This is a genomic window from Aurantibrevibacter litoralis (assembly GCF_034651555.1).
Taxonomy (GTDB): Bacteria; Bacteroidota; Bacteroidia; order Flavobacteriales; family Flavobacteriaceae; genus Aurantibrevibacter; species Aurantibrevibacter litoralis.
This window is the reverse complement of record NZ_JAYEEQ010000010.1, coordinates 48,744-61,728: the sequence shown is the minus strand read 5'-3', so window position 1 is coordinate 61,728 and position 12,985 is coordinate 48,744. Positions and strand designations below refer to the sequence as shown.

The window sequence follows — 12,985 nt, the reverse complement described above, 5'->3', positions numbered from 1 at the left end:
AGGAAGATATTACTAAATTATGCTGATCAATAATAAGAATGTATACCCGTTTGAATCAAAACTTGATTTTTTAAATTTTATAGACGGAAAAAAAAAGATTTTGATTGCATTAAATGCTGAAAAATTAAATGCTAGAAATCAAGAATTGGATAAAATAATTAATAAGAACATTGGTTATGCGGATGGTATAGGCGCTGTTTTGGCACTCAAAAGAAAGGGTATTAGGAGTGTAAAAATAGCTGGCGCAGAATTTTGGTTAGATGTGGTTAGAAAGTTTCATAAAACGAAAACATTTTATCTGTTGGGATCCACGCAACAAGTTATAGAAAAAACGGTATCAAAATTAGAAATAGCGTACCCTAATGTTATTATTAAGGGCTACAGAAATGGATACCTGAACAACGGCGATGAGAACATGGTTTTGTTAGAATTAATTAAAGAAAAACCAGACATCGTATTTGTGGCTATGGGCAGCCCGAGGCAAGAATTTGTAATGGATAAATTCATTAAGAGATATCCGGCACTTTACATGGGATTAGGTGGTAGTTTTGATGTATATTGTGGAGAAAAAAAAAGAGCACCAAAAGTAATCATTAAACTTGGTTTAGAGTGGTTATTTAGATTGCTTAAAGAGCCAACTAGAATCTCAAGACAACTAAATTTATTTCAATTTTTTTTAAAAATTGTTTTAAATAAAATTTAAGGTAAATAGAATGCATTTATCATGTATTTTTTAGAAACAGCCATTTTTGTTTTTTTAGGGTCTTTTCTTCTTACGTATTTAACAATACCTAAAATCATAGGAGTTGTTGAATATAAGAGACTTATGGATGATCCTAATCATAGGAGTTCGCATAATTTAAAAACGCCAACATTAGGAGGTGTTGCATTTTTTTACACCTTGATATTCGCGCTTTTTTTTATCAAAGGGCGCGATACTTTCGATGAGGCAATGTATATTATTCCGGGACTTACTATTCTTTTTATCGTTGGTCTCAAAGATGATTTGGTTGTCCTTTCTCCTGGAGCAAAGTTAATTGCTCAAACTTTGGCAGTAAGTTTTATCCTAGTTAATCCGAGTTTCACCATTTATTCATTAAATGGCTTTCTCAATATAAATGAAATTCCCTATTATCTCTATCTGTGTATAGCGGGATTTATGATGATTACTATCATAAATTCCTATAATTTAATCGATGGCATCGACGGTCTTGCTTCTATTGTTGGTATTGTTATTATGGTTATATACACAACAATTTTTTATTTGACGGAAGAATATTTTTATGCTTTGATTAGCATTACAATGAATGCATCATTAATGGCTTTTCTAGGTTTCAATTTGTCTTCGGATAAGAAGATATTTATGGGAGATACAGGCTCACTCATTGTAGGTTTCATTATAAGTATTTTAACATTGAAATTCTTGGCTTTAAAACCTCATGCCTACACAGATTTGCCTTTTCTTTTGGAAAATGCGCCATTAATAGCCATTAGTATTTTAATTGTTCCGCTTTTTGATACAGCTAGGGTATTTACCATTCGTATTGCCAATAAAAGGGGGCCTTTTTCTCCTGACAGAAACCATACCCATCATGTTTTAATTGATTATTGGGGTCTTTCTCATAAACAAGCTAGTTTTATAATAGGTTGCTTCAATCTTCTTTTTGTTATACTGTTTATTATTCTAGGGAGTACAGCTAAAAATTTAGGAATGGTGATTTTTCTAGTAGCAGTTGTTATATTTTTGGGGTATATTTTTTTTAAGTACAATTACAACTTTTCTACGCTGAAGCAAAAAATTGTACTAAAGCGAAAAGTAAATAAGATAAAAAGACGCGTAGAAGGCATTCCTAAGAATGAAAATGCCAATAGAGGCCTTGAACGAGATTCTGATAAAAATAAAGATTCCAGATCCTAAAATGTTGGTAATTGCGTACACTTTTCATTTTTTTAGATACTGCCCAGAAATATAGAAGTGGAAATAGAATCGCATAAAATTTGACATCTTTTATATCGAAAACTGGTCGCTCTTTTTAGATCTTAAAATTATAGTGCAAACGGTGTTAAATGCATTTTCCGGGGAGGCAAAGGCCTATTAACATTTACAATTTCGGAATGTAATTCCGAAAGTGTAATGTTTGTACTATGATCAATAGCGCAGTAGCAAAAGAATTATATAATTTAGGAAAACAGAACATAGCAATGGAAGCAAAGGCGCATTAAGCAAGCAATAGGGTACTTGCCTAGGTTTTTGGGTCGTTTATCAGAAAAAAAGCATTCATGTCGCATATGTTCCTAATTTTGAGTAGAAATCTACACCATAACCATTTAAATTATTTTAAGTGAAAAAAGTATTAATCACCGGTGCCGCCGGATTTTTAGGATCGCATTTATGCGACAGGTTTATAAAAGAAGGATTCCATGTCATTGCCATGGATAACCTTATTACCGGAGATCTAAAGAATATAGAACACCTATTTAAATTAGAACAGTTCGAGTTCTACCACCACGATGTTACCAAATTCGTACACGTGCCTGGCAAACTCGATTATATTTTGCATTTTGCCTCTCCGGCCAGCCCCATAGACTATCTTAAAATTCCTATTCAGACCCTAAAAGTAGGTGCCTTGGGCACGCATAATTTACTAGGCTTGGCCAAGGAAAAAAAGGCGCGCATCCTTATCGCCTCTACCTCTGAAATTTATGGAGACCCCTTGGTGCATCCACAGACAGAGGAGTACTATGGCAATGTAAACACTATTGGCCCGCGAGGTGTCTATGACGAAGCCAAGCGGTTTCAGGAATCTATTACCATGGCGTATCACCGATTTCATGGGGTAGAAACGCGTATCGTACGCATATTTAACACCTACGGGCCCAGAATGCGGTTAAACGACGGGCGTGTTATCCCTGCTTTTATGGGACAAGCACTTCGGGGGGAAGATTTAACGGTATTTGGAGATGGGTCGCAAACCCGATCCTTTTGTTATGTAGACGATGAGGTGGAGGGTATTTATAGATTGTTGATGAGCGATTATAGCGCTCCCGTAAACATTGGCAATCCCCATGAAATCACCATCAAACAATTTGCCGAGGAAATAATTAAACTAACGGGCACAAATCAAAAAATCATATATCAACCGCTACCACAGGACGACCCTATGCAACGCCAGCCCGATATTACCAAGGCAAAAGAATTATTGGGTTGGGAGCCCAAGGTGGGAAGGGCCGAAGGCATGAAGAAAACGTGGGATTTCTTTAAAACCCTTACACAAGAAGAACTAACAAAAACCGAACATCGAGATTTTGCCGATAGAAACAAGAAGTAAGGAGTAACAAAGCGTAAAACAGACCAAAAAAAGTCAATTAAAGTCCGCTGTACTCACAGCTACTCTTGTTTTTGTAAAGGAATTCATTTTTCCCGCTGGGATACAGGGGTAAATTGCGCTGCAAAATGTATTTTTGGGCAAATTTTTAATGATGAACATTCTTATCCTTGGTGCCGGTGGCCGCGAGCATACCTTAGCGTGGAAACTAAAACAAAGTCCAAAACTCAATAAATTGTTTGTAGCACCCGGAAATGCGGGTACGGCTGCAATAGCTAGTAATGTGGCGATTGGAGTCAATGATTTTCAGGCCATAAAGGCCTTGGTACTACAGGAGGCTATTTCGATGTTAGTGGTAGGTCCCGAAGACCCGTTGGTAAATGGCGTGCACGATTTTTTCTTGAACGATCCGCAGTTAAGGCACATTCCGGTTATAGGCCCGCAAAAAGCCGCTGCGGCTTTAGAAGGTAGTAAGCAGTTTGCCAAGGAATTTATGATGCGGCATAGGATTCCCACAGCTGCCTACAATCACTTTAGCAAAGAAAGCTTGCACCAAGGGTTTCAGTTTTTAGATGCTCTGAAACCTCCCTATGTTTTAAAAGCCGATGGTCTGGCAGCCGGGAAAGGCGTGCTTATTCTGCACGATTTGCAGGAAGCAAAAGAAGAGCTACGCAGCATGCTGGTTGATGCCAAATTTGGTACTGCCAGTACTACGGTGGTCATAGAAGAATTTTTGTCGGGCATAGAATTGAGTGTTTTTGTGTTAACCGATGGGGCGCATTATAAAGTGCTGCCTACGGCAAAAGACTATAAACGTATTGGCGAAGGAGATACCGGACTAAATACAGGCGGAATGGGTGCCATATCGCCGGTTCCTTTTGCAGATGCCGATTTTATGGACAAAGTACACCGGCGCATAGTAAAACCCACCATAGAAGGTCTTAAAAAGGACAATTTACCGTATGTTGGTTTTATTTTTATTGGATTAATAAAAGTGGAAGGGGAACCATTTGTTATTGAATATAACGTTCGTTTAGGCGATCCGGAAACGGAAGTGGTGGTACCCCGTATCAAAAATGATTTGCTGGAGCTTTTTCAGGCTATGGCGAAACAGACCTTAGATACCATTCATTTAGAGATTGACGAGCGTAGTGCCACTACGGTAATGGCCGTTTCAGGAGGATATCCGGAGGCCTATGAAAAGGGCAAAGAAATAACAGGGTTTGAAAATAGTACAGACGCCTTAGTATTTCATGCAGGCACACAAATGCGCAATGGCAAAATAGTCACCGATGGAGGTCGGGTACTCGCCGTAACCGCTTTTGGAAACGACTACAACATGGCACTGCAAAAAGCCTATAAAAATATAGGAAAATTGCATTTCGAAGGCATGTATTATCGCACCGACTTGGGGTTCGATTTATAGATAGGAATGCGCCGTGATCGATTTGTCTTCTTCGCCTTTTTGATCAAAATCTTTCAATTGCAACATCCAATACACCATTCCGGCAAAACCAATCAACATAAACACCCAATTCAATGTGTTGGCTCCCCACCAGTTCTCCATGGATCGTATGGCATCAAACGGTAAAAACAGAAAGTTTACAAATAAATCCTCGATCCCTTTAAAAAATGCGGTCATGTTCTTTATATTTACTACAAAAATATAAAAACTGCGGATGATTTCAAGTGTTTTTGGAAAAACAAAACCCATAAATTATATCATCGTACTTGTTTTTCTCTTTACCTTCTACAGCCTTGTACACTTCTTTTTGTTGGATCAGCAAGTTACATCAGCACAATTTTTGACTAAAACGCTTGTTTTGGCCGTGTTGCTGTTCAGTGTTTTTTTGATTCATTTTATCGTTTCTCGTAATAAAATCACCGAAGGGAACTCCTATGCCATTTTGTTTTTTGCGGTCTTGGTGGTGCTTTTTCCCGAGAGTATAGCCGATAGAAATGCGATATTATGCAATTTCTTTATGTTGTTGGCCATACGGCGCATTATCAGCATTAAATCTCTTAAAGAGGTGAAGCATAAAGTTTTTGATGCTACGCTGTGGATTTTAATCGCCAGTTTGTTCTACGATTGGGCGTTAATGTATTTGGTGTTGGTATTTATTGCGATTTATTTTTATGATGCTAAAAACATCAGAAATTGGACAGTACCTCTGGTGTCTGTCGCCACTTTTTTACTCCTCATTGTGGCGATAATGATGCTTACCGGAAATCAAAACTTTCTCAGGGCGCATTATGTGTTTTCGCTCTCCTTGCCCGCCGGGTATTTTTTTGACTGGGTGCAAAGTCTAAAATGGATGCTCTATTTCCTATGTATGAGTAGTATTGGGATAACGGTTTTTTCCAAGACCGCCAAATTGGGCTTAGGCAGGATCATGATGCTGCGGTTATTGGTGGTTTTTTTTTATTTGGGGATGATGCTTCATTTTTTGGAAACCGAAAACCCGGGTGCACCCCTAATGCTTACCTTTTTTCCGGCGGCTATTTTTCTCAATAATTTTATAGACACCCTTAAAAAGCCTAGAATAAAAGAGTTGGCACTTACGGCCTTCACCTTAATTCCCTTTTTGGTTTTTGTCTGGAATATAGCATTCCCATAAAAATCAAGTATCTTTGTATCAAATCTCTCACAGTCATGTTTAGCTCATTTGCGTATTCTATTTTTGAAAAAAGTATTCAGGATTACCATAAGGTAGATGATGTGTATCAGCCATTTACCAATCCGTTTGAAAAGGAAGAGCCTATTGCGCGTCTATTGTATCGAAAAAACTGGATAGATACCGTACAATGGCACTACGAAGACCTTATTCGGGATCCTCAAATAGATCCGGTGGCGGCGTTAGATTTAAAACGAAAAATAGATGCCAGCAATCAGGACAGAACCAATCTGGTAGAATATATTGATAGTTATTTTTTGGAAAAATACCAATCAGTTCAAATAAAATCAACAGCTGCTATTAATACGGAAAGTCCGGCTTGGGCACTAGACCGTTTGTCTATTTTAGCCTTAAAAATATACCATATGCAGGAAGAAGTAGCCCGCGAGGATGCTACAACGGCTCATGTGGCCGCTTGTCAAAAAAAGCTGCAAGTCTTGTTAGAACAACGGACCGATCTCTCAGTAGCTATCGATCAGCTTTTGGCCGATATTGAGGCGGGCAACAAATACATGAAGGTCTATAAACAAATGAAAATGTATAACGACGAGGAACTAAACCCCATCCTTCGTGGTCAAAAGTAAAAAAACAGCAGACAAAACCCCTCATTTGCTCATTATCCGTCTCTCTGCTATGGGCGATGTGGCCATGTTGGTGCCGGTCATCCTAAGTTTTACAGAAAGATATCCACGTGCAAAAATAACGGTGCTTACCAGACCTTTTTTTGCCCCAATGTTTACCCCCATTCCACAAGTAAAGGTGTACTGTGCCGATGTAAAAGGACGGCATAAGGGTGTTTTTGGACTTTGGAAGCTTTATAAAGAACTCAAAGAGCAGCATATAACGCAGGTCTTGGATATGCACAACGTACTGCGCAGTACTATTTTGGGGGTTTTTTTAAAAATGGGGGGTGTTACCGTTATAAAGATAGACAAAGGAAGATCGGAAAAAAGGGCGTTGACACGCGGTAAAAACAAGGTCTTTCAATCGCTGAAATCTACCCACGAGAGGTATGCCGATGTGTTTCGTAAATCCGGTTTTCCTTTAGAATTAGCGCCAAAAGCGGTGCTCCATAAACAAGCCTTGACACCAAAAAGCAGCAAATTTTTGGGCAGAACTGAAAAAAGAAAGGTGATAGCAATAGCACCATTCGCTGCCTTTCCGGGTAAAATGTATCCTCTTTTCTTAATGGAAGAAGTACTTCGTTTATTAAAAAACACCAAACGGTATAGAATAATTTTATTTGGAGGAGGCGCGATTGAAAAGGACGTACTTCAAAAATGGGCCAATCAGTTTAGCGGGTGTGTTAATGCGGCCGGTACATTTTCTTTTGAGCAAGAATTGGCGTTGATTTCCCACGTAGATCTTATGGTGGCCATGGATAGCGGCAATGCGCACCTTGCAGCTATGTACGGCGTACCGGTAATCACACTTTGGGGGGTTACCCATCCGTTTGCCGGCTTTTATCCGTATGCACAAGACCCTCACTATGCCCTGCTTGCCGACCGAAAAAAATTTCCACAGATTCCCACCTCTGTTTACGGCAACAAGATGCCCTCAGGCTATGACACGGTCATGGAGACAATACCTCCATCCGCCGTTGTTCAAAAAATTGAAACCATTTTGCAATAGAAGCAAGGGGTATCCGTGTGTAGCGAAACACGTTTGTAAACCTTGCAAGCACCCCTACACCAACTGCCTTACGGCAATAGCACGGAAATACTGCCGTAATTGCTGCATGTATTTATACCGCAGTATTTTCGAATTTCCGGCTACCATTTGGGTACGAATACCTATATATGAAGAGATAAGGTAGGTTGCCACAGCTTCGCTGTCTACATGGCGTTCTATATACCCGTCCGATTTTCCTTTCTGAAGCACCGTGATGAGGTTTACTTCCCAAATTTTTAAAATATCTTGAAGATAGCCGCTGATTTCAGGATTTTTTCGGCCAAACTCCGTGATAAAATTACTGAGTATAAATCCATTATCCATTTCGTTGTGTTCGGCGGTTTCCAAGGCATCGTCAAAACAACTCGAAATGGCATAGAGGGGATCCTGCTTCCCGGTGATAGGTGCTACCAGAAGATGATATACTTTTTGCACAACCAAGTTTTGAATAATACTGATAAAAAAATCCTCTTTCGACTTAAAGTGGTAGTAAAATGCCCCTTTAGAAAGATGAAGCTCCTTTAGGATATCGTCGATACTGGTGTTGAAATAGCCGTTTTGATAGAACAAGGCTAATCCGGTCATTTGCATGCGGTGCATGGTGGCCATGCGCTTTAGGTTTTTTTCCATAAGATTTGGGTTTTGGGTAAAACAGACCGTTAAGTCTGTAACAAAGAACTGATGAAATCCGTGGTTCTTGAAAATTAGAAGTTGAAGCGCTTCAAAATTCGTTCAAAAGTAAAAATCGTACTAAAGAAGGCTTCCCTTGTAGCGCTAGTTTACCAATTGGTTTGTTTTGCCTCAGGGACTAAGGTCTAATTTTAGTACGTCGCCTTGTATCCGAGTAGTATGGCACAGGCTTTTTTCTTAGTTTTGCGAATCTATAGGATGGTTTTGCGCGATCGTGGCGATTTAAATGCACCGAGGTAGTTTATGTGGTATTCCTTTCAATCTAAAGAGCCCCCGACCCTTGGATCGTGGTTTCCTATTTATCGCACCTTTGGAGCGATCGGAACTGCCTTTTTCAAGAAATTTTTTATCGATTTTAACAGCGCGTATCGCTTCTGAGAGAAGGCGACTATTTTTTTGGAAATAAATTAAGGTTTTATTTTTTTTACGACTAAGTCCGTTAATGAAGCAAAAAATCAACGATACTGCCCTATTAGTATTCTCACTTTCAGCGCAAAAGGAAGCCAAGAGAAAGGCACTTTTTGGAAGTGGAAAACAAGCAGCAACTCAGGATTTTTTTAATATCCTTATCAAACAAACTGCCGATATAGCGCTTAAAAGTGGCGTAGATGTAGTTTGGATTGACGAAAAAAAGCAACGTGGCCATACCTTTGGCGAACGTTTTGCCAATGCGTTCCAAGAATTATATGATCAAGGATATACCAAAGTAGTCTCCATTGGAAACGACTGTCCTTTGCTTACCACAGATCTTCTTAGGACTGCGATAGACAAATTACAAGAACATAAGGTGGTAGTAGGCCCTTCTACCGATGGCGGCGTATATCTTATAGGAGTCCAAAAGGCTTCCTTTACTAAAAACACTTTTAGTGCTTTGCCTTGGTTGCAAGACACCTTATTCCAGCATCTAGCCGAAAATGCGCTAGGAAATACAGATACTATAGCACTGCTACAACCCCTTGCCGACATTGACACGGCTAAGGATATGCTAACTTTTGCCCTTGAAAACCCTTTTTTGGCACTTTCTAAGTTTGTTTTAGGCCAACTGTCAAGACCTAACCTAACCTATACAAAGAATAGGGTACTTTTTATGCCTTCGGCCTTAGCTAAGGCACATACGCTTCGCGGTCCTCCCGGCCACTAATTTTCCTTCTAAACATAACAACCACTTCATTGCTAACGCAAACTCTGTTTGCGCCAATATGTGGTGTATGCTATTAAAATAGTAGAACGGAATTATGGAAAATTAAATCATAGCCCAAACACGATTCTGTTCGTTACGGTGGGCTGCGAAAAAAATCAAAAACTAAGAATACATGAAACGCCCATGATTAATTTTTGATCACACAGCGAAATACGGACTGGGATGTTCCATGCAACCGAATAAAAAAATAAATAGTAACATATGAAAATAGTTTTAGTAGGATTCCTGCAGTTTTTGGTATGGACTGCATGGAGCCAAACCAACACCTATACGTCCCAATTGGTAGATGAAGACGCACAGCCTATTCCCTATGCCACAGTACAAGTGGTTGGGTTGGAAACATATACCGTAACCGATGAAAACGGGGTGTTTTCTTTGGAGTTGGCCACTTCTAATTTTCAATTGGATATCGCTTCCATTGGGTATAAAAACAGGAGGATTAGCATTTCCAACGGACAAATGCCCGAAGGTATTGTATTAGAATTGTCCTCCGAACAGTTAGAAGGTGTGGTGGTAACCGCTTTGGGTATCGAAAGAGAAAAGCAGTCGTTGAGCTCTGCCGTTACTCGCGTTTCTTCGGCCCAACTTACCGAAGTGCCTATGACCAACCTTGTAAATAGTTTAGCAGGACAGGTGGCCGGGGTACAAATCACCAACGGATCATCGGGGGTAGGGTCTTCTTCGCGTATTGTTATCCGAGGAGAGAATTCCTTGAGTGGCAGCAATCAGCCGCTATTTGTAATCGACGGCGTGCCCATTAGCAATGAGCAAATTACCAGCGATTTGGTTAATGACGGAGCGTTGCAAGAAGTAGATTATGGCAATGGCGCCTCAGAAATAAGCCCCGATGACATCGCTTCCATATCCATACTAAAAGGGGCGGGTTCTGCAGCCTTATATGGGGCTAGAGCCGCCAATGGAGTGGTAGTGATAACCACCAAAAGAGGTTCTCGAAAGAAAGGGTTTGGGGTAAGTACCAGCAGCACCATTACGCTGGAAACCTTACTTACCTTACCGGATTACCAAAACCAATACGGCGGCGGATCTAATGGGCAATATTCCTTTCAAAATGGGATAGGAGCAGGCATTAACGATGGAGGGATCAGCAGTTTCGGGCCGCGTTTGGATCAAGGTCAACTCATTGCCCAGTTCGATAGTCCTTCTACAGATATCAACGGAAATCCTGTTCGTGCAGGCGATGTTATTTCCAGAACCTTTCCGGATGGCTCTTTCACCGAAATTACACCTACCCCTTGGGTCTCTAGACCCGATAATGTGCGCAATTTCTTTGATACCGGGGTAACCTATCAAAACAATGTGGCGATAACTTCATCTGGCGAGAATGGCAGTGTGCGACTCTCGTACAGCAATCTTCGCAACGAAGGGATAATGCCAAATACCAACTTAGACAGGGATGGCTTGGCTTTTAGTTTAGATCACGATCTTAGTGATAAATTAAAAGTGAAGACCTTTGTAAATTATATCTATACCCGAAGCGATAACCGACCTAATTTAGGGTATGGCTTCGAAAATCCTTTGTACGGTTTTATATGGACAGGCCGCCAAACCAACATTTCGTCCCTTCGAAACTACTGGCAAGCAGGACAAGAAGGCTTGCAGCAATTTAACTTTAATTATTTATGGGTGACCAACCCGTACCTCACCCTTTTCGAGAACACCAACAGTTTTCGGAAAAACAGAATCTTGGGGAATGTATCGGGTATCTATGATTTTTCGGATAAACTTAGCCTTAGCCTAAGAACCGGATTAGACACCTATAATGACAACAGAGAATTTAGACGCGCAGCTAGTACCATTTCAAACCCTTTTGGCACCTATAGAGAGGACGATGTATTCTTTAGGGAAATCAATACCGACGTGTTGCTCTCCTACAAAGATCAAATTAATACCGATTGGAAATATAGCGTCTCTGCCGGCGCCAACAGATTCGACCAAATTGTAAACTATAAATTCGCTGAGGCATCGCAACTCGCCATCCCTGGTATTTATACGTTGGCGAACTCCAGAACACCGCTAAAAGGAGTTAGCGAAAAATTCACCAAACGAATCAATAGCATCTATGGTACCGCCAACTTGGCCTACAAAAACTGGCTTTACGTAGATGCCACCTATAGAAATGATTGGAGTAGCACGCTTCCCGAGAATAATAATTCTTTTGGATATTATTCCGTAGGCGCAAGTTACGTGGCAAGCAATATGTTTACCATGCCCGATGCCCTTTCGTATCTTAATTTCAGGGCAAGTTACGCCAGTGTAGGGAACGATACCGATCCGTTTCAAAACGCTCAAAACTTTCTGTTGAATCAGAATTTTGGACCTGACTTTAGAGTTACGAATGAGACGGTGTTAAAAAATGCCAATTTAAAACCGGAGCGCTTAAATGCGGTGGAGGCCGGGCTAGAGGCTTGGTTGTTCAACGGCAGACTTCAGGTAGACCTTTCCGGATATCAAAACACGAGTATAGATCAGATTATCTCCAGACCGGTATCGCAGAGTAGTGGCTTTGCCAATGTCAATCAAAACGGAGGTAAAGTACGTACCCGGGGTTTTGAGGGCATGCTTAGTGGCGCTATTATAAAACTCCAAAATTTTCAATGGCAATCCTCCGTAAATTTTTCCATCTATCGCAGTGTGGTAAAGGAGCTGCCAGATGGCGTAGATCAGTTTGTAACGGGTACCGCCAATGTGTTTTCGGGCTCCGGAGGATCCAATACCGTATTTTTTATTGCCCGCGAAAATGGAAGGGTAGGCGATATGTTTGGCAGTGGTTTTGTGGAAGTCGACGGAAAAACGCTGTTTGGCGCCAACGGTCTACCCATTCAGGATCCCAACCTGAGGCTTTTGGGGAATTACAATCCCGATTTTAGCATGGGGTTTAGCAACAAATTTTCATATAAAGGAATAGAAATGACCGTGCTTTGGGATTGGCGACAAGGCGGTACCATCGTTTCACGTACCAGAGCCATAGGCAATACCGCCGGGGTGCTGCAAGAAACCCTGGCAGGAAGAGAAACCGGTATTGTGGGCGACGGCGTAATGAATGTGGGCACCGCAGAAAATCCTCAATTTGTTCCCAATACCACTTCGGTATCGGCTAGTCAATATTACAATACTGTTTTTGATCGGGGCAATGAGGCCAGTGCCTTGTATAGTGCTTCTTATCTTAAATTAAGGCAAGTTAGCTTATATTATAACATTTCGGATAAACTAACAAAATCATTAGGGTTTCAAAGTATTAAACTGGGCTTGGTGGGTAATAATTTACTTTTATTTACCGAAAATCCCCATTTTGATCCGGAACTAAATGCCTTTCAAGAGCGGAATATCGTCAGTGGCGTAGAGGATGTATCCTATCCATCGACCCGGAGTTTCGGTGTAAGTGTAAAAACCCAATTTTAAGG

General features: G+C 40.6%; 11 protein-coding genes and 1 pseudogene. 10 read left to right on the top strand and 2 right to left on the bottom strand.

Translation table 11 applies throughout. The features are described from left to right. Positions 1–19: 19 nt before the first annotated feature. The 5 genes and pseudogenes from U1E44_RS10055 to purD all read left to right on the top strand — a co-directional run bounded on the left by U1E44_RS10055 (position 20) and on the right by purD (position 4,752). Positions 20–703, top strand: a complete 684-nt coding sequence (locus tag U1E44_RS10055; RefSeq protein WP_322930951.1) for a WecB/TagA/CpsF family glycosyltransferase — start codon at positions 20–22, stop codon at positions 701–703. Between the two features lie 21 nt (positions 704–724). Further along, a complete protein-coding gene (locus tag U1E44_RS10050) occupies positions 725–1,918 on the top strand; it encodes a glycosyltransferase family 4 protein (RefSeq protein ID WP_322930950.1) in 1,194 nt (397 codons plus the stop codon). A gap of 67 nt (positions 1,919–1,985) precedes the next feature. Then, positions 1,986–2,099: pseudogene (locus tag U1E44_RS16785) on the top strand (sugar transferase); the annotation flags it as partial. A 243-nt stretch (positions 2,100–2,342) separates the two neighbouring features. Beyond that, a complete protein-coding gene (locus tag U1E44_RS10045) occupies positions 2,343–3,329 on the top strand; it encodes a UDP-glucuronic acid decarboxylase family protein (protein ID WP_322930949.1) in 987 nt (328 codons plus the stop codon). A 151-nt stretch (positions 3,330–3,480) separates the two neighbouring features. After that, the gene (gene purD, locus U1E44_RS10040) at positions 3,481–4,752 is read left to right on the top strand and encodes a phosphoribosylamine--glycine ligase (protein WP_323673877.1); all 1,272 of its coding nucleotides are present in this window, start codon (positions 3,481–3,483) and stop codon (positions 4,750–4,752) included. On the opposite strand, the gene U1E44_RS10035 is transcribed toward purD, so the two are convergent. Continuing rightward, positions 4,747–4,968, bottom strand: a complete 222-nt coding sequence (locus U1E44_RS10035; protein WP_322930947.1) for a DUF6341 family protein — start codon at positions 4,966–4,968, stop codon at positions 4,747–4,749. The two genes, purD and U1E44_RS10035, sit on opposite strands and share 6 nt — an antisense overlap. A 37-nt stretch (positions 4,969–5,005) precedes the next feature. Between U1E44_RS10035 and U1E44_RS10030 the strand changes: the two genes are divergently transcribed. Genes U1E44_RS10030 through U1E44_RS10020 form a run of 3 tightly spaced genes read left to right on the top strand, consistent with a single transcriptional unit; the run spans position 5,006 to position 7,633 of the window. Further along, complete coding sequence (locus U1E44_RS10030) at positions 5,006–5,944, top strand: hypothetical protein (RefSeq protein WP_322930946.1); 939 nt, start codon at positions 5,006–5,008, stop codon at positions 5,942–5,944. A gap of 35 nt (positions 5,945–5,979) precedes the next feature. Next, positions 5,980–6,585, top strand: a complete 606-nt coding sequence (locus U1E44_RS10025; RefSeq protein WP_322930945.1) for a DUF4254 domain-containing protein — start codon at positions 5,980–5,982, stop codon at positions 6,583–6,585. Then, the gene (locus tag U1E44_RS10020; RefSeq protein ID WP_322930944.1) at positions 6,572–7,633 is read left to right on the top strand and encodes a glycosyltransferase family 9 protein; all 1,062 of its coding nucleotides are present in this window, start codon (positions 6,572–6,574) and stop codon (positions 7,631–7,633) included. The genes U1E44_RS10025 and U1E44_RS10020 overlap by 14 nt, the downstream gene beginning before the upstream one ends. A gap of 54 nt (positions 7,634–7,687) precedes the next feature. Here U1E44_RS10020 and U1E44_RS10015 read toward each other — a convergent pair whose 3' ends face one another. Then, positions 7,688–8,302 carry a TetR/AcrR family transcriptional regulator gene (locus U1E44_RS10015; RefSeq protein ID WP_322930943.1) on the bottom strand — a complete coding sequence of 205 codons (615 nt, stop codon included), beginning with the start codon at positions 8,300–8,302 and terminating at the stop codon, positions 7,688–7,690. A 502-nt stretch (positions 8,303–8,804) separates the two neighbouring features. Between U1E44_RS10015 and U1E44_RS10010 the strand changes: the two genes are divergently transcribed. Continuing rightward, positions 8,805–9,503, top strand: a complete 699-nt coding sequence (locus U1E44_RS10010; protein ID WP_322930942.1) for a TIGR04282 family arsenosugar biosynthesis glycosyltransferase — start codon at positions 8,805–8,807, stop codon at positions 9,501–9,503. Positions 9,504–9,764: 261 nt separating this feature from the next. After that, positions 9,765–12,983, top strand: a complete 3,219-nt coding sequence (locus U1E44_RS10005; RefSeq protein ID WP_322930941.1) for a SusC/RagA family TonB-linked outer membrane protein — start codon at positions 9,765–9,767, stop codon at positions 12,981–12,983. The last annotated feature ends 2 nt before the right edge of the window (positions 12,984–12,985 follow it).

Excerpts from the sequence above, each read along its gene's own strand:
- U1E44_RS10055 (WP_322930951.1), top strand. The coding sequence starts at position 20 with ATGCTGATCAATAATAAGAATGTATACCCGTTTGAATCAAAACTTGAT.
- U1E44_RS10050 (WP_322930950.1), top strand. The coding sequence starts at position 725 with ATGTATTTTTTAGAAACAGCCATTTTTGTTTTTTTAGGGTCTTTTCTT.
- purD (WP_323673877.1), top strand. The coding sequence starts at position 3,481 with ATGAACATTCTTATCCTTGGTGCCGGTGGCCGCGAGCATACCTTAGCG.
- U1E44_RS10035 (WP_322930947.1), bottom strand. The coding sequence starts at position 4,968 with ATGACCGCATTTTTTAAAGGGATCGAGGATTTATTTGTAAACTTTCTG.
- U1E44_RS10030 (WP_322930946.1), top strand. The coding sequence starts at position 5,006 with ATGATTTCAAGTGTTTTTGGAAAAACAAAACCCATAAATTATATCATC.
- U1E44_RS10025 (WP_322930945.1), top strand. The coding sequence starts at position 5,980 with ATGTTTAGCTCATTTGCGTATTCTATTTTTGAAAAAAGTATTCAGGAT.
- U1E44_RS10015 (WP_322930943.1), bottom strand. The coding sequence starts at position 8,302 with ATGGAAAAAAACCTAAAGCGCATGGCCACCATGCACCGCATGCAAATG.
- U1E44_RS10010 (WP_322930942.1), top strand. The coding sequence starts at position 8,805 with ATGAAGCAAAAAATCAACGATACTGCCCTATTAGTATTCTCACTTTCA.
- U1E44_RS10005 (WP_322930941.1), top strand. The coding sequence starts at position 9,765 with ATGAAAATAGTTTTAGTAGGATTCCTGCAGTTTTTGGTATGGACTGCA.